This window comes from Paenibacillus sp. CECT 9249 (genome assembly GCF_918697855.1).
Lineage (GTDB): Bacteria > Bacillota > Bacilli > Paenibacillales > Paenibacillaceae > MSJ-34.
In genome coordinates, this window is the sequence record NZ_CAKKLI010000014.1 from 60835 (window position 1) to 84386 (window position 23552).

At 52.5% G+C, this 23552-nt stretch carries 22 protein-coding genes; 18 read left to right on the top strand and 4 right to left on the bottom strand.

Going from position 1 to position 23552, the window contains the following annotated elements:
* Positions 1 to 39 precede the first annotated feature (39 nt).
* Together LQ229_RS12740 and LQ229_RS12745 are read left to right on the top strand one after the other, a co-directional pair.
* A complete protein-coding gene (locus LQ229_RS12740) occupies positions 40 to 282 on the top strand; it encodes an HPr family phosphocarrier protein (RefSeq protein ID WP_216536371.1) in 243 nt (80 codons plus the stop codon).
* A gap of 158 nt (positions 283 to 440) precedes the next feature.
* Positions 441 to 728 carry a YlaN family protein gene (locus LQ229_RS12745; RefSeq protein ID WP_216536340.1) on the top strand — a complete coding sequence of 96 codons (288 nt, stop codon included), beginning with the start codon at positions 441 to 443 and terminating at the stop codon, positions 726 to 728.
* Between the two features lie 73 nt (positions 729 to 801).
* Here LQ229_RS12745 and cax read toward each other — a convergent pair whose 3' ends face one another.
* Positions 802 to 1872 carry a calcium/proton exchanger gene (cax, locus tag LQ229_RS12750; RefSeq protein WP_230191948.1) on the bottom strand — a complete coding sequence of 357 codons (1071 nt, stop codon included), beginning with the start codon at positions 1870 to 1872 and terminating at the stop codon, positions 802 to 804.
* A 166-nt stretch (positions 1873 to 2038) separates the two neighbouring features.
* Between cax and LQ229_RS12755 the strand changes: the two genes are divergently transcribed.
* On the top strand, positions 2039 to 2419 hold the full coding sequence (locus LQ229_RS12755) for an Asp23/Gls24 family envelope stress response protein (RefSeq protein WP_216536342.1): 381 nt from the start codon (positions 2039 to 2041) through the stop codon (positions 2417 to 2419).
* Positions 2420 to 2535: 116 nt separating this feature from the next.
* Here LQ229_RS12755 and ftsW read toward each other — a convergent pair whose 3' ends face one another.
* Positions 2536 to 3711, bottom strand: a complete 1176-nt coding sequence (gene ftsW, locus LQ229_RS12760; RefSeq protein ID WP_216536343.1) for a putative lipid II flippase FtsW — start codon at positions 3709 to 3711, stop codon at positions 2536 to 2538.
* Between the two features lie 10 nt (positions 3712 to 3721).
* Positions 3722 to 4069, bottom strand: a complete 348-nt coding sequence (locus LQ229_RS12765) for a YugN family protein (RefSeq protein WP_216536344.1) — start codon at positions 4067 to 4069, stop codon at positions 3722 to 3724.
* 300 nt (positions 4070 to 4369) lie between these two features.
* Between LQ229_RS12765 and LQ229_RS12770 the strand changes: the two genes are divergently transcribed.
* The 13 genes from LQ229_RS12770 (at position 4370) to LQ229_RS12830 (ending at position 16649) form a co-directional block, all read left to right on the top strand.
* Positions 4370 to 5506: a M20 family metallopeptidase gene (locus tag LQ229_RS12770; RefSeq protein WP_230191949.1), complete on the top strand. Its 1137-nt coding sequence runs from the start codon at positions 4370 to 4372 to the stop codon at positions 5504 to 5506.
* A 242-nt stretch (positions 5507 to 5748) separates the two neighbouring features.
* On the top strand, positions 5749 to 6174 hold the full coding sequence (locus tag LQ229_RS12775; protein ID WP_216536345.1) for a CBS domain-containing protein: 426 nt from the start codon (positions 5749 to 5751) through the stop codon (positions 6172 to 6174).
* A gap of 18 nt (positions 6175 to 6192) precedes the next feature.
* The gene (locus LQ229_RS12780; protein ID WP_230191926.1) at positions 6193 to 7908 is read left to right on the top strand and encodes a DNA repair helicase XPB; all 1716 of its coding nucleotides are present in this window, start codon (positions 6193 to 6195) and stop codon (positions 7906 to 7908) included.
* Complete coding sequence (locus LQ229_RS12785) at positions 7905 to 9950, top strand: helicase-associated domain-containing protein (protein WP_230191927.1); 2046 nt, start codon at positions 7905 to 7907, stop codon at positions 9948 to 9950. Before LQ229_RS12780 ends, LQ229_RS12785 begins: the two co-directional genes overlap by 4 nt.
* 44 nt (positions 9951 to 9994) lie before the next feature.
* Positions 9995 to 10447: a YlbF family regulator gene (locus LQ229_RS12790; RefSeq protein WP_216536348.1), complete on the top strand. Its 453-nt coding sequence runs from the start codon at positions 9995 to 9997 to the stop codon at positions 10445 to 10447.
* 23 nt (positions 10448 to 10470) lie between these two features.
* Entirely contained in the window at positions 10471 to 10734 is a 264-nt protein-coding gene (locus LQ229_RS12795; protein WP_216536349.1) for a YlbG family protein, read from the top strand.
* Positions 10735 to 10842: 108 nt separating this feature from the next.
* On the top strand, positions 10843 to 11280 hold the full coding sequence (locus tag LQ229_RS12800; protein WP_216536350.1) for a hypothetical protein: 438 nt from the start codon (positions 10843 to 10845) through the stop codon (positions 11278 to 11280).
* A 59-nt stretch (positions 11281 to 11339) separates the two neighbouring features.
* On the top strand, positions 11340 to 12263 hold the full coding sequence (locus LQ229_RS12805; RefSeq protein WP_216536351.1) for a selenium metabolism-associated LysR family transcriptional regulator: 924 nt from the start codon (positions 11340 to 11342) through the stop codon (positions 12261 to 12263).
* Positions 12264 to 12267: 4 nt separating this feature from the next.
* The gene (locus LQ229_RS12810) at positions 12268 to 13128 is read left to right on the top strand and encodes a PHP domain-containing protein (RefSeq protein WP_230191950.1); all 861 of its coding nucleotides are present in this window, start codon (positions 12268 to 12270) and stop codon (positions 13126 to 13128) included.
* Between the two features lie 47 nt (positions 13129 to 13175).
* Complete coding sequence (locus tag LQ229_RS12815; RefSeq protein WP_216536352.1) at positions 13176 to 13583, top strand: DUF2500 domain-containing protein; 408 nt, start codon at positions 13176 to 13178, stop codon at positions 13581 to 13583.
* 99 nt (positions 13584 to 13682) lie between these two features.
* Positions 13683 to 14687 (top strand): LacI family DNA-binding transcriptional regulator, encoded by a 1005-nt coding sequence (locus tag LQ229_RS12820; protein ID WP_216536353.1) that lies wholly within the window; start codon positions 13683 to 13685, stop codon positions 14685 to 14687.
* Positions 14688 to 14880: 193 nt separating this feature from the next.
* Positions 14881 to 15783: a pseudouridine-5'-phosphate glycosidase gene (locus LQ229_RS12825; RefSeq protein ID WP_216540028.1), complete on the top strand. Its 903-nt coding sequence runs from the start codon at positions 14881 to 14883 to the stop codon at positions 15781 to 15783.
* A complete protein-coding gene (locus LQ229_RS12830) occupies positions 15780 to 16649 on the top strand; it encodes a sugar kinase (protein WP_216540027.1) in 870 nt (289 codons plus the stop codon). The genes LQ229_RS12825 and LQ229_RS12830 overlap by 4 nt, the downstream gene beginning before the upstream one ends.
* Before the next feature lie 593 nt (positions 16650 to 17242).
* Here LQ229_RS12830 and LQ229_RS12835 read toward each other — a convergent pair.
* A complete protein-coding gene (locus tag LQ229_RS12835; RefSeq protein WP_230191928.1) occupies positions 17243 to 19033 on the bottom strand; it encodes an NFACT RNA binding domain-containing protein in 1791 nt (596 codons plus the stop codon).
* Positions 19034 to 19504: 471 nt separating this feature from the next.
* On the opposite strand from LQ229_RS12835, the gene LQ229_RS12840 reads away from it, so the two are divergent.
* Together LQ229_RS12840 and LQ229_RS12845 are read left to right on the top strand one after the other, a co-directional pair.
* Positions 19505 to 20461, top strand: a complete 957-nt coding sequence (locus tag LQ229_RS12840) for a protease complex subunit PrcB family protein (protein WP_230191929.1) — start codon at positions 19505 to 19507, stop codon at positions 20459 to 20461.
* A gap of 200 nt (positions 20462 to 20661) precedes the next feature.
* Positions 20662 to 23451, top strand: coding sequence for a calcium-translocating P-type ATPase, SERCA-type (locus tag LQ229_RS12845; RefSeq protein WP_230191930.1), 2790 nt, complete (start codon positions 20662 to 20664; stop codon positions 23449 to 23451).
* The last annotated feature ends 101 nt before the right edge of the window (positions 23452 to 23552 follow it).

Genomic DNA, 23552 nt, shown 5'->3' on the forward strand with positions numbered 1-23552 from the left:
GGGAGATTCATTATAATGAACATTGACGGAGGGATTGTCATGTCCAACAATACCGCAATTGTAGAAATCGCGCAAACGGCCAGCAAATTCAGATCGTCCATCGTACTTCAAACCGAAAACAAGTATATCGATGTCAAAAGCATTCTCGGATTGTTCACGACGTTGTTGAACAACCACCAATACGAATTGCATGTGCACGGTCCCGACGCGGATGAAGCGAAAGCGGCGATGGCAGAAGTGTTTGCCAAGCATAATCTTAACGTGACCGTTGTAGAAGAATAAGAGAGCATCCCGTTCCCTACGGATCGGGACTTTCTTTTTTTCGGCGTTTCGCAGCCGCTTATATTTAATTGTTTTACAGAATTCCTTGTGTAAACTCTCGTTTTCGTCTAATATTAGGGATAGAAAGATGATGAAGTTGGACACAGGGGGGAAGTTACATGTCTTCATCGGAAATTATGGAGCATTTACACCATAAAGCGTTATCTCTTCTTCAAGGGGATGCAGATAAAATCGAGAAATTGATTGAAGTTCAGATGGAGAATTTGACGACGCGCAAATGTCCTTTATACGAGGAAGTGCTCGATACGCAAATGTACGGCTTTTCCCGCGAAGTTGATTTTGCCGTCAGAGCCGGATTGATTCAGGAGAGCGTCGGCAAAGAACTGATCAGCAATTTGGAGCGCAATTTAGCCTCGCTGTATGAAGCATTAAACCAAAAAGAGTAGCCTTCCGTCGAAGACTACTCTTTTTTTTCATTAAAAGGGGTTGTTCAAAAAGTGGACTTTTTGAACTTTACATTTAAATTAAAAAAAATGCGACGCCCAAAATCGCGTAAACGCTCACGAGAAGGAAGCCTTCGTACCAATTCGTCGCGCCGTCTTGCGTGATCGATTTGGCGATAATGACGGCAACGCCGATTGCGACCAATTCGATCGTCGTAAAGACAAAATCCATCGGATTGCCGAACAAAAAGCTGACAAATACGAGGACGGGGGCGACGAACAGGGCGATTTGCAAACTGCTGCCGACCGCGATTTCCACCGAAGCGCCGATTTTGTTCTTCATCGCAAGCATAACGGCGGCGCTATGCTCGGCGGCATTGCCGATAATGGCGATAATGAACGCGCCTACGAACAGCTCGGACATGCCGAATCGATCCGTGAAGGCATGAATCGTTCCGACGAGCCATTCGCTGACGAAAGCGACCATCACCGTTGCGACGACGAGAGCGACGATCGACATCGATCTCGACCAAGCGGGCTTTTCCTCTTCCGGTTCACGAGTTTCGCCGGGATGGGCTTCGTCCGCCAAAAACCGCTTATGCGTCCCCAAAGAAAATAAGAGCCATAATATGTATGCCGCGATTAAAATTCCCGCCACGGCAAAGCTGAGCAACTGCGTCTCCTCATGCGTGATCGCTTTCGTGCCGGCGAACATCGCCGGAATGAACAGAGAGATGATAGCGATCGACATTAAAGAACCGTTATGACCGGCAAGCGTTCGGTTGAACGTTTGAATTTTATGCTTTAAGCCGCCCAGGAATAGGCTAAGGCCGAGAACGAGCAGCAAATTGCCGATAATCGCACCGGTCAGGCTCGCCTTGACCATATCGAACAATCCTTCTCTGATCAAGAAGATGGCGATGATCAGCTCCGCCGCATTTCCAAACGTTGCATTCAACAGTCCGCCTATGCGTTGCCCCGCGTAATGCGCCACGTTTTCCGTCGCTTTCCCTAGAAAGCCGGCTACGAAGACGATAGCGACCGCGGAAATAACGAACTGCACCGTTTCGTTCCATCCGGCATAATGCGCCGCCCCGCTCAAAAGAAACGAAACGGCCAGTAAGGCGAAAAACAGTTTTTGGTTCAAAATGGACACCTCAATTGCAATTGAATGAAGCTTGCGCGCTTCTATGGATTATAATATACCCCAAATCCGGCAAACATGTGAAGCGAATCGATAATCGCCGCATTTGCTTTCCGCTCCAAAAGGCTTTAAACTAATGTCATAGAAGGTTGAAGAAGGAGTGAGAAGTATGTCTGAAGAGCTTCAAAATGGACTAATTCGTATTTCTGATGATGTAGTGGCTACGATCGCGGGTTTGGCTGCTTTGGAAACTCCAGGAATAACGGCCATGTCGGGCGGCATATCGGAAGGATGGGCAAAGCGGCTGTCGGGGAAAAACGCGCAAAAGGGCGTTACCGTTGAAGTCGGCCAATTAGAGGCGGCTATCGATTTGCGCGTCATCGTCCAATACGGCACATCGATTCATAAGGTTTGTCTTGAACTTCAGCAAAACGTGCGTGAAACGGTGGAAAATATGACCGGGCTTCGCGTCGTCGAAGTCAATGTGAAAGTGGAAGGCGTCTCCTTTAAAGAGGAAGAAACCGAAGAATTGATGAATCGGGTTAAGTAGCGAATGACCGCAGAAGCGAATGAAGATAATAGTTATCATTACGATGTTCGTTTGAAAAGAAAGAAACATCCCGAGTCGCTTACGCCATAGCGTCGAAAGGATGTTTCTTTTTTGCGCTAGAACCGTTTCGGCTTCTCCGTTCGCTGTACCCGGTTGTATTCGCGTGAAATGCTTAACAATATGCCCATGCTGGCCATCATAATCAACAGCGAGGAACCTCCGTAACTAATGAACGGCAATGTAACGCCGGTAATCGGTATCGTATGGGACACCCCGCCGATATTGATAAAGGCTTGTACGGCGATTAAGCCGACGATGCCAACTCCGACGAGCGTACCGTACGGATCGGGGCAACGCAAGGAAACGATAAGCCCCCTCCATATAAAGTACAAATAACAAAGCAAAAATGCGGCGCTGCCGATAAAACCGAATTCTTCGCCGATGACCGCAAAAATAAAATCATTATACGGATACGGGAGATAGTGCAGCTTTTGAATGCTTTGTCCGAAACCGGCTCCCGTTAAGCCGCCGTGGCCCAACGCCTTTAGAGAACTGAGCAGATGATATCCGGAGCCTTGCGGATCTCCCCACGGGTCGAGGAAAGACGCGATCCGGCCTGCGCGATAGTCCGAGCCTCGATCCGGGTTGAACAAAGCATTGACGCTGACGACCAGGCTCGCTCCGATGATTAGCACAAGAATCGAGGCGAAGATATGCTTCAAGTTCGCGCCTCCGGCAATGATGATAATGCCGCAGCAGGCGACGAGAATGAGGCATGAACCCAGATCGGGCTGGAGCATAATTAAGCCGGCAATAAAACCGACGATCAGCATAACCGGAAGAAAGCCTTTGCGAAAATTACGGAAATGATCCCCTTTTTTCGTGATCAAGGCGGCTAGGTAGAGAATGGTCGTAATTTTGGCAAGTTCCGTAGGTTGAATGCCGAGCGACCCTACGCCGAACCAGCTTCTCGCCCCGTTTCTGACGACTCCGATATAAGGAACGAGCATTAACATAATAATCGTAATGACGAAGACGGGCACGAACAGCTTTTTATATTTGGCATAATGAATATTCATGGCGACGAGCATGGCGAGCCCGCCAAGACCGGCCCACAACAGTTGCCGTTTCGTAAAGTATAAGGAATCGTAATTGAAATTTTTGCTGATCACGGTAATGCTAGAGCTTGCGCTGAAAACCATAACTAAACCGAATCCCACCAACATCAAGGTGAGGATCAACAGTTGGAAATCCGGTGCACCTTTCTTCGTTTGTGGCTCAGTTTCTCTCATTGTTTACCTGCTATGCATCCAACAATCTTTTGAGATCTTCCAGTCTCTGCGTCGCATTGGTCAGCAAATGCTGCGGAATCGGGCTTTCGTATTCGATGCCTTGCGGGCGCATCGCTTTGCCCATGTAGACCGCTTCAATCTCCAATACGGCATGCGGGCTTTCCAGTTTTCCGTCAATCGGTCTCGTATTGATGCGCAAATAATAATCCGCATTGTTCTTCTTGTCTTCGAATTTGAGGTCGTATGTAGCGAAATTGTAATCCCATTGCGAACGGAAAAATCCGACTTTATCCATCGATTCGTCCAAATAGGCCAGATCGCTTTTCAATCCAACCAGGCCTGTATTTTCAAATAGCATCGTTATCGTTCCCCCTCATAATTTTGGAAAATGCTTCGGGCTGCGCTTCGCAGCGGAAGCATACGCCATCATCCTTAGCGTTCATCTTCTCTTTTCATGATAGTATGTTTCCCAAAGTTGTGCAAGCCTTGAGTCCCGACAGTTGGTGAATTATGGTTTTGAATATTTTGTGAAATGGGTATAGACAAATTCGGATCGAATGGGCGAAAATTTATGAACAGAGATATTTCAATTCTTGCGGGGGTGTTTTGAGTGAATAAGGAAATCGATCAATCCCTATTGGATCGCATATTTCCGCGAATGGTGGAATGGCGCAGATATTTGCATCAACATCCGGAATTGTCGTTTCAGGAATATAACACTTCCCGATTCGTGGCCGAGACATTGCGGAATTTGGGTATGGACGTTCGAACCGGCGTCGGGGGACATGGAGTGGTCGGCATATTAAAAGGAAGCTTGGAGGGGCCTGTCGTCGCCTTGCGCGCCGATATCGACGCGCTCCCCATTCAGGATGAGAAAGAGTGCGGATATGCATCGAAAACGGAAGGGGTCATGCATGCTTGCGGGCATGACGGGCATACGGCGACGCTGCTCGGAGTCGCTTCGTATTTCAGCGAGCGCCGCAGCCTGCTCCGCGGGGAAATCCGCTTTCTGTTTCAGCCGGCGGAAGAGGTGATTCCGGGCGGAGCGATCCGAATGATCGGCGACGGTGCGCTTGATGGCGTCGATGTCATCTACGGCGTTCATTTATGGACGCCGCTCGAGGCAGGGAAAGTATCGTCCGCTCCCGGGCCGATGATGGCTTCGGTAGACGATTTCGTCATCGATGTCATCGGCAAAGGCGGACACGGCGGCTTGCCGCATGATACGGTGGACAGCGTCGTCGTCGGGGCGTCGATCGTCCTCCATCTGCAAACCGTCGTGAGCCGCAGCGTCGATCCGCTTCAACCTGCGGTCGTGTCGGTCGGATCGATTCAAGCCGGGACGACCCAGAACGTCATTGCCGACCGCTGCCGTTTGAAGGGGACGGTCCGAACGTTCGACGAGCATACGCGGACATTGATTCGCGACCGAATCGAAGCGACGGTGCGCAACTCCTGCGCAATGTACGGCGCGGAAGCCGAGATCCAATATTTGGAAGGCTATCCGACGCTGGTGAACGATGAACGGGAAACGGAACGGTTTTTCCGCGTTGCGACGGCATTGTTCGGGGAGGCGAAGGTCGAGCGCTGCCGGCCGGTCATGCCGGCTGAAGATTTCGCCTATTATTTGCAGCGCGTTCCCGGTTGCTTCCTATTCGTAGGAGCGGGGAACGAGCGCGACGGGATTGTGCATCCGCACCATCATCCCCGGTTCGATATCGACGAAGCGTCGATGATGAATGCGGCCAAGGTGATGATTCGGATGGCGGTCGACTATGCTTTAGACGGCAAATAAAGAGTTTCCGGCCGCGCCGAAAAGTTTGACTTTTCGGTTGCGGTCTATGAATGTTTCCTCCCGCTTTCGGGCAATCTATTTGCAGTGCATATGCAAAGCGTATGCTTCCGAAGTAAGTTTTGTTGCGAGGACTAAGCAAGAGGCAATTGCTTCACAAAACTTAGGCATATGCTTCCGAAGCGAGTTTTGTTGCGAAGATCACCCAAGAAGCGAAGCTTCACAAAACTTTTAGGAGGATTCACATGAGAAATGTAAGAGACATTATGTCCAAGGATTGCGTAACGGCGAACCGGAACGATAGTTTATACGAAATCGCGGTGAAAATGAAAGAGAACGATATCGGCTTTATTCCCGTCCTGGACGGCAAAAAAATGGTCGGGGTCGTTACGGACCGCGATTTGGTGTTGCGCGGGTATGCGGAGAAGCATTCCGGCTCGGAAACCGTCGATAAAGTGATGACTTCTTCGATTCGGACCGCGTCCCCGGATATGTCGGTGGACGATGCGGCCCAATTGATGGCCGATCAACAAATCCGGCGTTTGCCGATCGTGGAGAACGGCGAATTGGTCGGCATCGTTTCGCTGGGCGATCTGGCGATCAGACATATATTCGTGAACGAAGCCGGGCAAGCGCTCAGCGAAATTTCGGAAAACCATTACGTCCACTAAATGTTAGGAGGAAGACAGGTGCCGTTTCATCGATCCGCCAAACCTTGCATCGTACAAACGGATTTTACCGTACTGCTGGAGACGGAACATCCTTCGTTCGAAGAGGCGCGCGACATGCTGTTTCGCTTTGCCGAATTGGTGAAAAGCCCTGTCTCCGTACATACGTACCGGATTACGCCTTTATCTTTATGGAATGCGGCCGCATCCGGCTTAACCGCGGAGGAGGTCGTCTCCGCGCTGAGAGGGTATTCCAGATGGGATCTTCCGTCTGCGGTCGAGCGGCAAATTCGACTGTGGATGTCGCGTTACGGGAAGCTCCGCCTGGAGAAAGCCGGCCAAACGCTGCAACTGGCAGCGGCGGACGAAGAGACGCTCGACGAATTGCACGCGGAGAAAACCGCGTGTTCTTATTTCGGCTTGCGGACAAGCCGCACAACCGTCTCCGTTCTGCCGCGCCATCGCGGCTTGTTGAAACAGGAATTAACCAGACTGGGCTATCCCGTCGTCGATCTCGTCGGATACCATGAAGGAAGGCCGCTTGCCGTGTCCTTACGGCAGGAGCTGCCCGGAGGAGGGGAGTTTCGCTTGCGCGACTATCAGCGGCTGGCGGCGGACGCATTTACAGGCAAAGGGGGCGCGGACCCGGGAGGAAGCGGCGTGCTCGTTTTGCCATGCGGCGCCGGCAAAACGGTGGTAGGCATCGCCTCCATGGCGAGATTGCAATGCGAGACGCTCATTCTGACCTCGAATGTAACGTCCGTGCGCCAGTGGAAGGCGGAACTGCTCGACAAAACGACGATCGCGGCGGACGATGTCGGCGAATATTCCGGCCTTACGAAACAAGTAAAGCCGGTTACGATCGCAACGTACCATATATTGACGCACCGCAAACGGAAAACGGACGATTTCTCGCATATGAAGCTGTTTAACGAACGGGACTGGGGTTTGATCATATACGACGAAGTTCATTTGCTGCCGGCACCCGTCTTTCGCGCGACCGCAGACATCCAGGCGACGCGGAGACTCGGGCTTACGGCGACCTTGGTTCGCGAGGACGGTTGCGAGAAGGATGTTTTTTCGCTAATTGGCCCGAAACGGCTGGAATTGCCTTGGAAACGATTGGAGCGCGAAGGATGGATCGCTCGCGTCCGTTGCCGGGAAATTCGGCTGCCGCTGCGGCCCCCTTCCCTCGAGCGCTACCGGCTGGCGGAGCCGAAACATCAATTTCGCATCGCTTGCGAGAATCCGGACAAGCTGCATTGGGTTTGCCGTTTGCTTGCGCAGCATGACGGAGTGCCTACGCTTGTTATCGGGCAATATTTGGATCAGCTTCGCCTTATTTCGGAGGCGTTATCCGCGCAGCTCATTACCGGTTCGATGCCGCAGGAGCGGCGCAACGAGCTATACGCCGAATTCCGCAGCGGAGCGATCAAACTGCTGGTCGTGTCCAAGGTGGCGAATTTTGCCGTCGATTTGCCGGATGCGACGGTGCTGATCCAAATTTCGGGCAGCTACGGTTCGAGGCAGGAGGAAGCGCAGCGGCTCGGACGCATTTTGCGGCCGAAGCGGGGCGGAAGCGATGCATATTTTTATACATTGGTTTCTTCGCATTCGAAAGAACAGGATTTTGCGATAAAAAGGCAGCTGTTTCTCGTTGAACAAGGCTATACGTACGAGATTGAAACGGTCGGCGAAGATGCGATGCGGCGCTATCAGGAGGTGGCGGGAACATGAATACGAATGAAATATTTCGCCGGTTCAAGCGGACGGCGGAAGGGGAGGAAGCGCAACGGTTCGGCGGACGGCCGGACGCGTCATCGGCGATCGCCGGGCTTTCCCCGCTTGAGCTTGCCGCCCTTGAACGCATAGTAAAAAGGCATGCTCTTGCGCCGTTCGAGATGGCCGATCTGGATAAGATGGCGGATGGACGGTTGAGCGGAGCGCAAATCAAAGTGGGCTGGATGCGCCTGAGACAAAAAGGTCTTCTTTACGCGGTCAAAAAAACGTGGGGAGAGCGGCTTTTTTTTATTCCGATCGATCTGTTTCCGCTCTTGCAGCGGGAAGTCGCTCCTCTGCGCCTGCAGCCGCTTGACGAGAACGAAGCCGGCGCGGCGAACGTTGTTCGCGAAGCGAAGCGGGGACTCGTCTACGAATTGTTCTATACCTTGTCGTTTACCGCCAAACACGGTCTTCCGCTGACGGGCAAAGGGACGGTTCATAAACGAAACATACAGAAGCTTTCCTCCGAGCTGGAGCTTAGCGACCGCGACGTCGCGCCGCTTAGGCTTGCGTATGCGCATGCCGAAATCTATTCGCCCGCCTTCGTTTTGGTTCTGGATATGGCGTTGCGGCTAGGACTGCTGCGCAAGGAATCCGAGCGGTTCCAGTTGGTTTTCCCGCGCCTGAACGAATGGCTGCATCTGCCGGCGGAGCGGATGCAGGCCGAATTGCTCCGTTTGTTCGTCGAACGGTATACTCCGCGCGAAGGCTGGCTGCAGCATTTGGCATACGCTCTCTGCTTCGGCGAATTGACGCCGGGGCGTTGGTACCGCGCGGAGGATGCGGCTGAGTGGATTCGTCTGCACGAATTCGGACCGCAAAGCGAACTGTCCCGGGAGATGACGGCGGAGACGATTTGGGAAGGCTGGCTAAGCGTGCTATGCGCGCTGGGCTGGATAGAGCTCGGGCGGGGCAAGGAAGGCGATTTGCTGTTTCGCTGGATTTGCGGTACGCGCTTTGAGGCGGACCGGGAATATGAGGCGGATTCGCTGGAACGAATGGGGGATTGCGCGATCGGGGCGCATTTTCGCCCTTCTTTTTACGTACAGCCGGACTTTGAAATTATCGTTCCTCCGGATGTGCCGTTTGCGGTGCGATGGGAATTGGAATGCTGCGCGAAACGGCTTAAAAGCGATATCGCCGTTATTTATGTTCTCGCTAAGGAAAGTTTCGTCCATGCGGTGGAAAACGGCAGATCGCCGCATGATATCGAACGGTTGCTCGGCGAATGGTCCGCCGCGGGCATACCCGACAACGTTCTTATCGCGCTGGAACAATGGAAGTCGCAATACGGCAAGGTGCATTTCGCCGAAACGACGCTATTGCGCTGCGAAGACGGCGAAGTCGCCGCCGCGATACGGAACTCCTCCCTGCTGAACGGCATGCTGCAGCCGCTGGGCGAGACGGATTTTATCGTCGCCAAGGAACGGATCGAAGAAATTCGGCCGTTGTTGGAACAAATCGGATATACGCCGAAAAGGCAAATTGCGGGGGAAGGCGCCCTGCCCGCCCCATCGTTCCCGCGTCTGGATTCGGCGCCTGCGGCTAACCGTTTGCTTGACGACGGCGCTTGGAACGGGGCGGGAGACGATGCCGGAGACTTCGCTTCCCAAGGAATCGTTTACACCGGCTCTTCATTGGTTTATTATGATTTGGATATGGAAATTCCCGATTTGAACGAACTGTTTCCGAAACTGGAAACGTTGCCGAATATGTGGACGAAGCAAATGCGCTCTTATCATGCGTCGACGCGCAAAGAAATGATGGAGCTCGCGGTCGAATGGCAGACGCAAGTCGTGCTGCAAAAAGACGGGCAGGCGATGCCCTTCCTCCCTCTTCGCGTGCAATCGACGAAAGAAGACTGGTCGGTGGAAGGATATTGGTACGGCGCGGACGATGCGGGAAAACAACGGCTGTTTCCGAGCGATTGGGAGGAAATGAAGCTGGTCGTTCCGGGAACGGATGAAAAAAAATTCGAACAACATCCTTTTTCATGATATGATAGAGTTGCAACAAATTTATAGTAAAGCGAGATGAGAATATGAGCGTGTCCCAAGTGAACACGATCGATATGGCCTCGCTGCTGACGAACGCCTATGAGTTGGGCGATATGATTAATAATTCTGCCGATGTTGCAAATTATTTGTTTTGGAAGCGGCGGGTCGAAGGAAACGAGGCAATTCAGGCGGCGATCCGGCAGTTCGTCAAGAAAAAGGAGCTTTTCGAGGAATGCCAACGCTTCGGCCATTTCCATCCCGATTATCATGCGGCCAAGGACAGCATGGAGCAAGCGGAGAAGGAATTGGAATCGTACGAGGAAGTCAGACGGTTTAAAGAAGCGGAAAGACTGCTGGATGAAATGCTGTACAATATATCTGCTACGATCGCCTATTCGGTATCGGAAACGATCAAGGTTCCCAGCAACGATCCGAACCCGAAACGGGGCGGCTGCAATTGCGGCGGCGGCGGCGGTTGCGCCGGATCATGCGGTTAGTAGGTTGAAAGAGGGGGTTATCGATGTTTGCGGAACGTACGGGGTATATTATTTGGGTGTCGGATCTGAAAGCGGCCAGAAATCTGGAGAAATACGGAACCGTTCATTATATTTCGCGTAGAATGCATTATGTTGTTATGTATGTGAATGCGGACCGTGCGGAAGAGGCGATGAAAAACGTGCGCAGGCTCGCTTTCGTCAAACGCATCGAACGTTCTTACCGGAATGAAATCAAAACGGAATATTCCAAGGATATTCCGGATAAAACGAGGTTTTACAGTATATAACTTCATCATATTCATTAAAATAAAGTCTTGAGAAATATTCAGCAATCATGTAATATAATGGGTATATACTTAGGTAGTAAGACCTATCTAATGGAGAGTGGTACCCCAATGAGAGATAAGGTTATGGAGCGTTACAGCACGTATGAGCCTTTCTACGTAACCTTAGGCGATAAGAAGGTTGCGGACGTCGTGATTACGAACCATGCACTAAATCGTTGGGCCGAACGTGTTGAGCGCGACAAAACCGGCTATGACGATATTGCCATGTTTATTTGGGAATGCTTGAAACAGAACCGCATTCAACCTTACTATCGTAATGAACAGGACGTATATCTTATTGATGAAGATCTCGTTGTTGTGGCGGAATTTCCTATTTTGGAAAATGAAATCGACATTGCGGGAAACCCTCTGCATAAAATGATTATCGTTACGTTTTTGGGGCGCATGTCCGAAACGATCGAGCTCCGCGATTTGAAAACGTATTATTCCTGGCTGCGCCACTCTCGCCGGATGACACTGATCAAAAATAGCCGTAAACGCAAATAAACCGTTTCAAATATGCAAGCATGCGGATAAATCGCCGCATGCTTTTTTTAGGAGGGAAAATGGCGTTTAATTTTCACCAGCTTCACATATTTTATACGGTAGCGGAAAAGGGAAGCTTCTCCGCGGCAGCGCAAGCATTGCATATGACGCAGCCCGCCGTGACGATGCAGATTCAAGGGTTGGAGGATTATTTCGGCACCAAATTGCTGCACCGTTCCACGAAAAAAATCGAGCTGTCCGAAGCGGGAAGGGCGTTGCTGCCGTTCGCCCGTAAAAGCATCGATCTCGTGAAAGAAACGGAAGTGACGATGTCCAAATTTACGCATATGCTGCAAGGCAGGCTCCAACTCGGCGCCAGCTTGACGATCGGCGAATATGTGCTGCCGCGGCTGCTCGGCCCGTTCGGCCAACAATATCCGAAAATAACAATCAGCATGAAAGTGATCAACACGGCGCAAATTTTGGAGGAAATACGGAGCCACCAGCTCAATTTCGGTTTGATCGAGGCGCCGGTGGAACATCCGGATATGCAAATCGATGCCGTTATGCATGACGAATTGAAGCTGATCGTTCCCGCGGGCCATCCGCTGGCCGAATTCGAGCAGGTTGAGATGGAGGAAGTGCTGCAATATCCGTTCATTTTGCGCGAGCAAGGCTCCGGAACGCGGCAAGTGATGGAAGAGGAGCTGCGGCTTCGAAACATCGAGATGAAATCCGTTCGCGCCGTCATGGAGCTTGGCAGTACGGGAGCGGTCAAATCGGCGGTGGAAGCGGGCCTGGGCATTGCCGTTTTGTCGCCGTCTTCCGTGAAGCATGAAGTGGCGCTAGGGCTCGTCAAAATCATCGATATTCGCGGCATTGAATTTAAACGCCGCTTTTATTCCATTTATTTAAAATCGACAATATTGCCGATTACGGCCGTTACGTTCTTAACGTTTTTGCGGGAACAGGCGCCCGCGCCCATACCATCAAGAGAGGATTGAGATGATGTCTAACGGTTCGAATGACGGGCGTGCCGATCTGCATACCCATACAAGCGCTTCCGACGGCATGCAGCCGCCTGCTGAGAACGTGCGACTGGCCAAGGCTGCCGGGCTCGCCGCGGTGGCCATCACCGACCATGATACGGTTGCGGGCGTCGAAGAAGCTTTGCAGGAAGGGAAGCGGCTCGGCATCGTCGTCGTTCCCGGCGTGGAAATCAGCACCGTCCTGTCCGGAACGGATATCCACGTTCTCGGTTATTATATCGATTGCAAGCAAGAGACGTTTCTGGAACGGCTCGGGGAACTTCGCTCGATACGCGAACGGCGCAACGATATGCTGATCGCCAAGCTTCAAGAACTCGGCATCCCGATTACGATGAACGAAGTCGTTGCCCAACTCGGCCGCGCGCTTATGCCGGACGAATCGATCGGCCGGCCGCATATTGCCGACGTTCTCGTGCGGAAAGGGTATGCCGCCGATCTACGCGATGCGTTCGACCGGTATTTGGGCGAGCGGGGAGCGGCCTATGTGAATCCTCCCCGTATTTTGCCGCAACAAGCGGTTCAATGGATACGCGAAGCCGGAGGAACGCCGGTCCTGGCTCACCCGGGGCTCTACGGCGACGACGCGCTGGTGGAGCGGATCATCCGCGAAACGAACATCGCAGGCATTGAAGCGCATCATTCGGATCATTCGCCAGCCGACCAAGCACGGTATACGGCGATGGCGGAACGTCACGGATTGATCGCGACGGCAGGATCCGATTTTCACGGCGCCAGGCAAGGGATCGTATTTCACGGCGATATTGGGGGACGCACGGTGAGCGTCGATATATTGCCGCGTCTGCGGCGCGGGGAACAATAAACGTTGGAGCGTGTCGGACTATATGAATGATAGAGGTGGGATTCGTCATGGATGTGGGAGGATTCGGAAGTCCGTTCGGGGGCATATGGGATCTTTTTCCGGTTTTTTTCTTTATCGTATTCGCCGTCATTATAATCGCGATCCTTTTCTCGGTTTTCAAAGGCGTGTCGCAATGGTCGCATAACAATAAGCAGCCGGTGCTGTCGGTAGATGCGAGGCTGATCGGCAAACGAACCGATGTTAGGCATCGTCATAATACGCATGACGGGCATATGCATAGCCATACCGACACGACGTACTATGTGACATTCGAAGTGGAAAGCGGGGACCGGCTCGAATTTCGGGTGGCCGGAAATGAATACGGGCAGTTGGCGGAAGGCGACACGGGGAAATTAACCTTTCAAGGCACAAGATATTTAGGGTTCCAACGAGATATGAAACGCGGGTATGTATAGCCTGCGTTTTTTTGTTGTTGACAACCGGATCGGGATCGAATATGATGAAAGCATAAGAAATGCCATCGTTGGCAAAGCTGAATTTAGAGGTATGAAGCGATGAAAAAGGTTACGATTAAAGATGTCGCCGCAGCAAGTGGAATCTCGATCCGTACCGTCTCGCGCGTCATTAACAACGATCCGAACGTCAAGAAAGAAACGCGGGAAAAGGTTCAAGCCGTTATCGAAGAACTGGGCTTCTCGGTCAATATGATAGCGAGAAGTTTGAAGGAAAAACGAACGAATCAAATCGTCGTTTTTATCGATCAACGTCAGGGGGTGTACTGGGGGGCATATCATAACGAAATTTTGGTCGAACTGCAGCGGTTGGTGAAGTCGAAAAATCTTCGCATGCTCATATCGGCCTCGTCTCCCGACAGTTTCGAGGAAGACGAGAACGACGGGTTTTATTTGGTCAAGCACGGCCTGTGCGACGGCGCGATTATTTTCGACCCGCAAGTCGGGGATAAGCGGATTGAATATTTCCACGAACGGAAAATTCCGTTCGCCGTCATCGGCAAGGACAATAGCCACTACGAAACGTCGTATGTCGATCTGGACAACAAATACGCGGGTTATTTAGGGGCAAAGTATATTTATGAAAACGGCTTCGTCCACTTCGCGTTTTTGCTCGGGAACGAAAAATCGGTGGTCAATCAGGAAAGGGCCGAAGGATTTCGCCAATTTTGCAATGAGAAACAGCTGACGAATCCGGTCATATTCGGTTTGACCGATCTTGAATCGAGTTACCGCGCGACGTTGAAGCTGATCAACGATGTTAGCGGCGTGCAAACGATCTTCGTTTCCGGCGACGAACGCGCGCTTGGCGTATATCGCGCACTTGCCGAGAACGGGGTGAAGATCGGCGAGGATATAGGCATTCTCGGCATCGATAACTTGAAAATGGGGCAATACTTGTTCCCGGCGCTTAGCACGATCGACCAGCCGAAGGCGGAAATCGCCGAAACCGCGCTGCAATTGCTGATCGAACAGATCGAGCGGAAAGACGTGTCAGCCAAACGCATCATGATTATGCCGACCATTGTTGAAAGGGAATCGATCTAAGAACCGAGTTCCCCGTTCGGCAGTCAACGTTATTCAAACGGATCGGCTGTTCCCTTTTAAAATTGCCAACGATAGCAATAATGTCGATAAGTTTATTCATCGCTTTCAATCAAATCGGCCGCAAATGTTCGCCGCACGGATTGTTTGGAAGCAGTTTTACAAACACTATGAATACAAAATAGGAGGAATTGACATGAGTTTTCTGAAAATCAACGAAGAGGTACAGCAAGCATTAGCGGCATCCAAGCCGATTGTGGCATTGGAATCGACGATCATTTCCCACGGTATGCCTTATCCGGACAATGTGAAAATGGCGCTGGACGTTGAGGAGCTCATCCGCGAACAAGGCGCGGTGCCGGCAACGATCGCCATTATGGACGGCAAAATTTGCATCGGCTTGTCCAAAGAAGAAATCGAGCGTTTGGGTACGGACCAGAACGTATTTAAAGCGAGCATCCGCGATTTCCCGCGCGTATTGTCCGGCAATTTGATCGGCGCGACGACGGTGGCGGCGACCGCTTATGCAGCCAACTTGGCCGGCATTCGCTTCTTCGCGACAGGCGGACTGGGCGGCGTACATCGCGGGGTAAACGAATCGTACGATATTTCGGCCGATTTGACGCTGCTCGCCGACTGCCCGATCTGCATCGTCAGCTCCGGCGTGAAATCGATTCTCGATATTCCGAAAACGATCGAATATTTGGAAACGCTGGGCGTGCCTGTGTACGGCTACGAAACGGATCGCTATCCCGGATTTTATGTGCGCGATTCGGGGCATTCCGTCGAGAAAATCGAATTGAACGAATTGGTTGATTTGCTGAAAGTAAGAGACGAGATGAAATTCCGCTATGCGGTATCCGTCGCCGTGCCGATTCCGGAAGAAGCGGAGCTTGATCCGCAATTGGTGGAAACGACGATCACCGAAGCTTTGAAAGAAGCCGAGCAAAAAGGCATTTCCGGCAAGCCGGTTACGCCGTTCCTGCTGTCGAAAATTAAAGAAACGACAGGAGGCAAGAGCCTGGATTCGAATATTAAGCTGATGAAAAATAATGCGAAAACCGCTGCGAAAATCGCGGTTGCTTTCCATGGCGTATGATTACCGTAATTGGCGATTTGCTTGTCGATATTTTGGTGACGAAGGAAGCGACGAAATTCGGAACGGATACGGACGGATCGATTGAAGTTTGTGCGGGCGGGCAAGCGAACAATGTCGCCTATTGGTCGGCGCGGGACGGATCGGAGACCCGGCTGATCGGCAAAGTGGGCGATGACGTGTTCGGCACGTTCTTAATCGATACAGTGCGGAAGCAGGGAACCGCCGGCGGCATCGCAGTCGATCCGCATGCGCCGACCGGGAAAATCGTCGTGCTTATTGACAGCGAGACCGGCGAGCGCTCGATGATTCCGGACCGCGGAGCCAATTTGCTGCTGTCGGAAAGCGATATTACCGGCATCGAGGACAGCGATTTGCTGTACTTGTCAGGCTATAGCCTGTTCGTGGACCAGCCGCGCCAAGCGGTCGAGCATGCCAAGCGCATCGCTGTTTCCCGCAACATTCCGATTGCGCTCGATCCGAGTTCTACCCATTTCCTGGAGGGAAGGAAGGAAGAATTTCTGCGGTTTTTGGAAGGCGTTACATTTCTGTTCCCGAACTACGACGAGGGCGTGTTTTTGACAGGGGAAACGGAGCCTCATAAAATTTTGGCCGCATTAAAAACGTATGTCCCTTACCCTGTCCTGAAATTGGGAGCCGACGGCTGCCTCATGTTCGATAATGAATTATGCGTGCAAATTCCGGCGCCGAAAGTGAAGGCGATCGACGCTACCGGAGCGGGGGATTCGTTCACCGGAACGTTTCTAAGCACGTATGTGCGGACCGGCGACCCGACCCGCGCGGCGGAAAAGGCGATTCAAATTTCGTCCAAAGTCGTGACGCAAATCGGCGCGCGGCCGATGTTTTAACCATAGGAAAGGCTGTTTCTACGTCAATTTGACGAAGAGACAGCCTTTTTTGCGCATTCGGCAGCCGGAAACCGCCCCCGGCGGGCTTTTTCCTCCCCGGTTCTTTTATTACTCGACTAACATCCATTCTGGTGCACAGTAACCGCAATGGTTCGCTAGCGTGCATTAAATTTTCTAACTGGGATGCGGTGCCAAGCAAATATAACGGATTTCCGAGGTCTTATTTTTTAAATCCCAGTCGAATATTTGGAATTAACGGATTTTCGAACCGTTAACATGGCGCGATCGGCCTGAGAATCCCTGGTGTTGTTAGTTTCGACAAAAATAGAACCCTCAAATCCGCTAACTCCGCCATAACAGCGTTATTGGATCGAATAAGGCCTCCAAAATCCGTTAAACTTTGTTCATCCCAATCGGAATCGTCGGCTTGAAACGCAATAAAACATTCGATGCAAACGCTCGTGGCAATGATTCGTTTCATCGACCTCGTATCCCATTGTTTACGGTCATCCGGGCTGAAATAGCTGGAAAATTGCAGCTGCTCGGGCGAAATTCGCATTTACATTGCAGGGAGAGCATTCATAGATCCCGTTTTAATTATTTTTCAGCGTGCTCGGCATGCTTTTTATTTTTTGCTCGTCCGGCGTAATATAGAGCGTTTTTTGGTTTTCATAGATGACGAAGCCCGGCTTGGCGCCGTTTGGCTTGCGGACATGGCGGATCAGCGTGTAATCCACCGGAACCATGCTCGATTGCTTCGCCTGACTGAAATAGGCGGCAAGCTGCGCCGCTTCTTCCAGCGTCGCGTCGCTGTAATCGGTGCCGCGGATGACGACATGCGAACCCGGAATGTCTTTCGTATGCAGCCATGTATCCGACGGGTTGGCGAGGCGGTTCGTTACATATTCGTTTTGAATATTGTTTTTGCCCACATAGATCGGGATTCCTTCCGACGAGGTGAAGCATTGGACGGTCGGTTTGTCCGATTTTTTCTTTTTGCGCGTTTTTTTCGCGCGATCGCGCAAATAGCCTTGCTCGATCAATTCCTCGCGAATTTCGTCAATATCGTGCAGCGACGCTTGTTCCAATTGCTGTAGGAGCGATTCGAAGTAACGGATTTCCTCCTGCGCCATGTCCATTTGCTGCTCGATTACGGCTAAGCTATTTTTATATTTGTTATATTTTTTTAAATAGCGTTGCGCGTTCTCGGACGGTGACAGCAGCGGATCGAGGGCGATCCGGATCGGGCGTTGTTCTTCGTCGTAATAATTGACGACCTCGATTTCTTTTTGCCCGCGTTCGATTTGATGAATCGAAGCAAACAGCAATTCCCCCGCAATGCGGTATTGATCGGCGTCTTTCGCTTCCTCCAACGATTCGCGCAGCTTGTCGATTTTTTTGACGTTTTTGTTCTTCTCGTTCTGCACGAATCGAATTAAGTCGCCGACCCGCTGCTTCACGGTATCTCTCAACGCTTTATCCCCGTAGAAGGCTTGCATGCAAGCGCTGATCGTATCGAACGTTTGCAGCTTGCCTTCGATTGCGGTCAAGGCAACGGCGGAGAAGAACGTCTTGCCCTTCTCGTTCTCCGCAAGGGTCGGCGCGTAGCGGTTGTCGCGGACGTCTTGCATCAGCGCGGCGAAAGCGCGCCATAAACTCGCAAGTCCGGATGTCGCCGAAGCGGGCGCTTCCTGGCGGCTGCGATATTCGATTTCCCGGGCGATCAGCGGGCTTAACCCGCTGAAGCGGTCGACCAGCGTATGCGCGATATCGGTCTCCCGGGCCGCCGCGGGTTCTTCCCCGTTTGCGGCGTCCGGCTCGGCAGCCGCAGTCATAATGGCTGCAAACTCGTCCTCCGCCACTTCCAACGGATGCCGTTTATGCTGTTGCGGCGGCGCGACGTAGCCGAACCCGGGCATAACGATGCGGTAGCTGCTAATCGCTGGCGTCACGTGATGGATTCCGTCCACAATCGTGCCGGTCGGCGGATCGGTTAGAATGATGTTGCTGTGCCTTCCCATCAGTTCGATTACGATTCTTTTGACCGATATGTCGCCTAGTTCGTCGCGCTGCCGCACTTCGATATGAATGATTCGTTCCATCTCGACTTGGCGCACCGATTCGATGACGGCTCCTTCGCAATGTTTGCGCATCAGCATACAGAACATCGGCGCTTCCTGCGGATTGAGAAATTGCTGTTGCGTCAAATGGACGCGGGGGTAGGTTGGATTCGCCGACAATAGCAGCTTCACGTTCTCCCCTTGCGAACGAAGCTGAAATACGAGGTCATGCTCGGTCGGTTGATAAATTTTATTAATACGGCTGCCGACGCAGCGCTGCAGCTCTGCGACGACGGCTCTCGTTACGATTCCGTCTAATGCCATATCATTATCTCCATTTCGCCATTTCGTCTATTTTCTAATGATGCCATACTTTCGGAAAAAATTTAAGTGCAAAAACTCATTCGCGTTGCAATAGGCTTTTTCGTACCTTTCGTGCAGATCAAGCTTCTTTCGGCCGTTTGTGAAAATCCCCCTCGTTCAGAAGCGAAGCATCATGAGGATATTGCATCCTAAATACCGACTGGGGTTATTGTGCCGGACACTGTTTCAGCCTGCTGAGCGAGGGGGATTTCGACAAAAGGGGTTTGCCGTATCCGCAGAGTTGAACCTGTCCGTAAATGACTTGTTGCCGGAAGCGCGGCAAAACGCTCAATGCAACGCTAGCGGCAAAAATCGGATTCCGGCTTATTCATAAGGAGGCGAAACTTCCGTCGGCTCACGTTTGAGCCATGCAACAATATGGCAATCGTTTCCGTTCATTACATAAAACCTATTTCAGAAAGAAGGGATACCGTGAAAAAACGATGGGTGTACGGTCTGCTGCCGGTCGCCGGCGTGCTGGCCTTGCAGTTTGCCCTCTATTCCGAGGCGAAAGGCGTGAAGGTCGATTTCGAACAATCGGTGCGTGTTGTCGAAGGAGGCGCTGCCGGAATACCGGCCAAAAAGACGGTGCGTATAAAACTACCGGACAAATGGGAGCGTTACTCCGATTTCGAAGCGCTAAAACATGCGAAGCAAGCGGAAGTTTACGTCCCCGGCGAACTGCCCGCAGGGTACCGGCTTCAATATGTGGAAGCGCAGGGCGCAACCTTTAGAGGGATCTATACGAACGAAAACGAAACGCAAACGCTCCTCTTCTCCCAAAGTCCTGCAGAACGCGATGCGCCGGATCGGGAAAGCGAGTGGAGCCGGCGAGGAAACGAAACCAAGCTGACTTGGTCCTCGGCGGGGCACCGATTTGAACTGTCGGCACCCGGCGTCGAACGGCAGGATTTCATTCGATTCCAAAACTCTTTGCGCTTGCTTCGGAATATGTCGGGCGTTATGACGCTTCCTTTCGAAGTGATTGCCGAAGCGAATCTAACGGATGCAAGCCGCGGCCAAAAAGACCGCAGTTTCACGCTGTTTACTCCGCAAACATGGAAGGAGTTTGTCCGCAAGCAGCGCGACAAGGTCGAAGAGAAACGGGAAGCGGCGAAGGACGAGCTTCTGATCGGGCTGTTCGCGGGCGAAAAAGGAAGCAGCGGCTACAGTATCGCGGCATCCAGTGTGACGATGCAAGACGGACGGATTACGGTTATGTTCCATGAATTGCAGCCGCTGCCCGATATGGATTACTTGACGGTATTGACGTATCCGTTTCAGGTGATCAAAGTCGACATTCCGTCCGGATACCCGGTCTCTTCGGTTCAATTCGTAACCGGGAACGGGGAAGCCATTGCCAACTTGGCCGTCCCGCCAAACGAATAACGATGCCGATTCGCCCCCGGCCGCTTTCGGTTTGAGCGCTTCAAAAAAATTTGCCTCGCTGGAAGAGCCCAATTTGGGATATTTTACGGCTTGTCAGAATACATTTACCCTAGGTGTCTGTCCAAGGATGCTTTTGTCCGGCTTGGCGGATGCCGATCCTAATGATCAATCAATGCGGAAGCGGGAGGGGTAATCGGAGCATGGAACGTAAAAATTGGCACCAGATGGATACACTGGAGCTGCAGCAGACGCTGGATGTCACCGGACAGGGGCTTTTGTCCGAGGAAGCGCGCAAGCGCTACGAGCGATTCGGGCCGAATGAACTGTCGGAAGGGGAAAAGATCTCCCCGATTACGCTGTTGTTGAATCAATTTAAAGATTTTATGATTCTTGTGCTGGTGGGGGCGACGCTCATCTCGGGGTTGCTCGGCGAATATTTGGATGCGATTACGATTATCGCGATTATCGTACTGAACGCGATTCTCGGGTTTATACAAGAATTTCGCGCGGAGCGTTCGCTTCGCGCATTGAAACAATTATCCGCTCCAACCGCCAAAGTGTTACGGGACGGGGAAGTGCGGCAAATTCAGGCGAGCATGCTCGTCCCGGGCGACGTCGTTCTGCTGGAGAGCGGGGACCGGATTCCGGCCGACATCCGTTTTATCGAAACGAACAGTTGCTATGTCGAAGAATCGGCGTTGACGGGAGAGTCGGTCCCCGTGAGCAAACATTGCGAGCGAATCGACGAAGCGGACGTTCCGCTCGGCGATATGAAAAATTTAGGCTTTATGGGTACGATGATGACGCGCGGCACGGGCAAAGGCATCGTCGTTCGAACCGGCATGGATACGGAAATGGGCAAAATCGCGGGATTGATTCAAAGCACCGAGTCGGCGGAGACGCCGCTGCAGCGCCGTTTGGAACAGCTTGGCAAAATATTGATTGTCGTCGCTCTCGGCTTGACGGTCATGGTTGTCGTCGCCGGGATATTGCACGGGCAACCGGCGTACGGCATGTTTCTGGCCGGCGTTAGCCTTGCGGTTGCCGCCATACCCGAAGGGTTGCCGGCGATCGTCACGATCGCGCTCGCGCTCGGCGTACAGCGGATGATTAAGCGCAAGGCGATTGTCAGGAAGCTGCCTTCCGTCGAAACGTTGGGATGCGCCTCCGTCATCTGTTCGGACAAAACGGGCACGCTGACGCAAAACAAAATGACGGTCACCCGTCTGTGGCTAGGCGGCCGCAATTTGGAAGTGACGGGAGAAGGATACGAACCGTTCGGGCAAATTCTGGACGACGGCAAACCGGTGGAGCTGAAAAACGATCAGGCGCTGCGCCGGTTGTTGCAAGTTGGCGCCTTGTGCAACAACGCTTCGATCTATGAAACCTTCCCCGAAGAACAACGCAAGAAAAAAGCGAAGGAAGAGCTGAAATCGACATGGGAGCTGAAGGGAGACCCGACGGAAGGCGCGCTTGTCGCGCTGGCGGTCAAAATGGGGATGACGGCGCAGTCTCTCGGCGCCATGTATGTGCGGGAACGGGAATTTCCGTTCGATTCGGAACGGAAGCGAATGTCGGTGCTGGTGAAGCATCAGGGCGGACGTTTAATCTGTACGAAAGGCGCGCCCGACGTGATGCTCGAACAATGCGCCTATATGCTATGGGACGGCAAAGTCGTGCCTTTTACGGCAACGCTGAAGCAGAAGGTGCTTGCGGCGAACGAGGCGATGGCGAAATCGGCATTGCGCGTTCTCGGGATGGCGTACCGCGATTTGAAGCCGACCGATCCGTGCAATACGGACGAGGATGTGGAGAAGCAGCTCGTCTTCGTCGGCCTGACAGGCATGATCGACCCGCCGCGCCGGGAGGTGCGCGATGCGATCGCAACTTGCCGCCGCGCCGGCATCAAGACGGTCATGATTACCGGAGATCATCAAACGACGGCCGAAGCGATCGCCGGACAGCTCGGCATTATGCCGCGCGGCGGGCAGGCGCTCTCCGGCCAGCAATTGTCGGCCATGACGGACGATCAACTCGACCAGCATGTCGAGCGCGTGTACGTCTACGCCCGCGTATCGCCGGAGCATAAGCTCAGAATCGTCAAATCGCTGCAGCGCGGCGGGCATGTCGTTGCGATGACCGGCGACGGGGTCAACGACGCTCCCGCCATCAAAGCGGCCGATATCGGCATTGCGATGGGGATTACGGGCACGGACGTATCCAAGGAAGCTTCGTCGCTTGTGCTTAGCGACGACAATTTCTCCACGATCGTGGCGGCGATTGAGGAAGGCCGCGGCATATACGAGAATATCCGCAAATTTATTCGCTATTTGCTGGCCTCCAACGTCGGGGAAATATTGACGATGTTTCTCGCGATGATGATGGGATTCCCGCTGCCGCTCGTTCCGATTCAAATATTGTGGGTCAATTTGGTGACCGACGGTTTGCCTGCGATGGCGCTCGGCGTCGACCAGGCCGAGAAAGATTTGATGGAGCAAAAGCCGCGCGGCGCCAAGGAAAATATTTTTGCCAGAAGGCTCGGGTGGAAAATTATTAGCCGCGGCGTATTGATCGGCATTTGCACGCTCGCCGCCTTTTGGCTGACGCTGCGGGTCGATCCGCAAAGCGCCGCGCAGCTGACGCTGGCGCAAACGGTCGCTTTCGCCACGCTTGTCATGGCGCAATTGATTCATGTATTCGACTGCCGCAGCTCCCGTTCCATTTTCCATCGCAACCTGTTTCAAAACCGCTATCTCGTATTGTCCGTCATATCTTCCGTTTTGCTGCTGCTTGCCGTCATCTATATCGAACCGCTTCAGCCGATATTCAAGACGGTTTCGTTAGGCATGCGGGAATGGGCGATTACGTTCGTCATGGCAGGCATTCCGACTTTCGTGATGGGAATCGGCAGCGTGCTGTCCGACGGCAAATCGAAACGTTCGAAGCCGGGCCGTCCGATGATTGGAAGCACGAACGTTCGGGCTTCATAATTGTATAAAGGCTTGCCTCGATAATGCCGATCATCCCGTCGCCACGCGTACAACGTGGGGCGGGATGTTCGCGTTCGGTCGGTTTTGTGAAAATAGGTTCA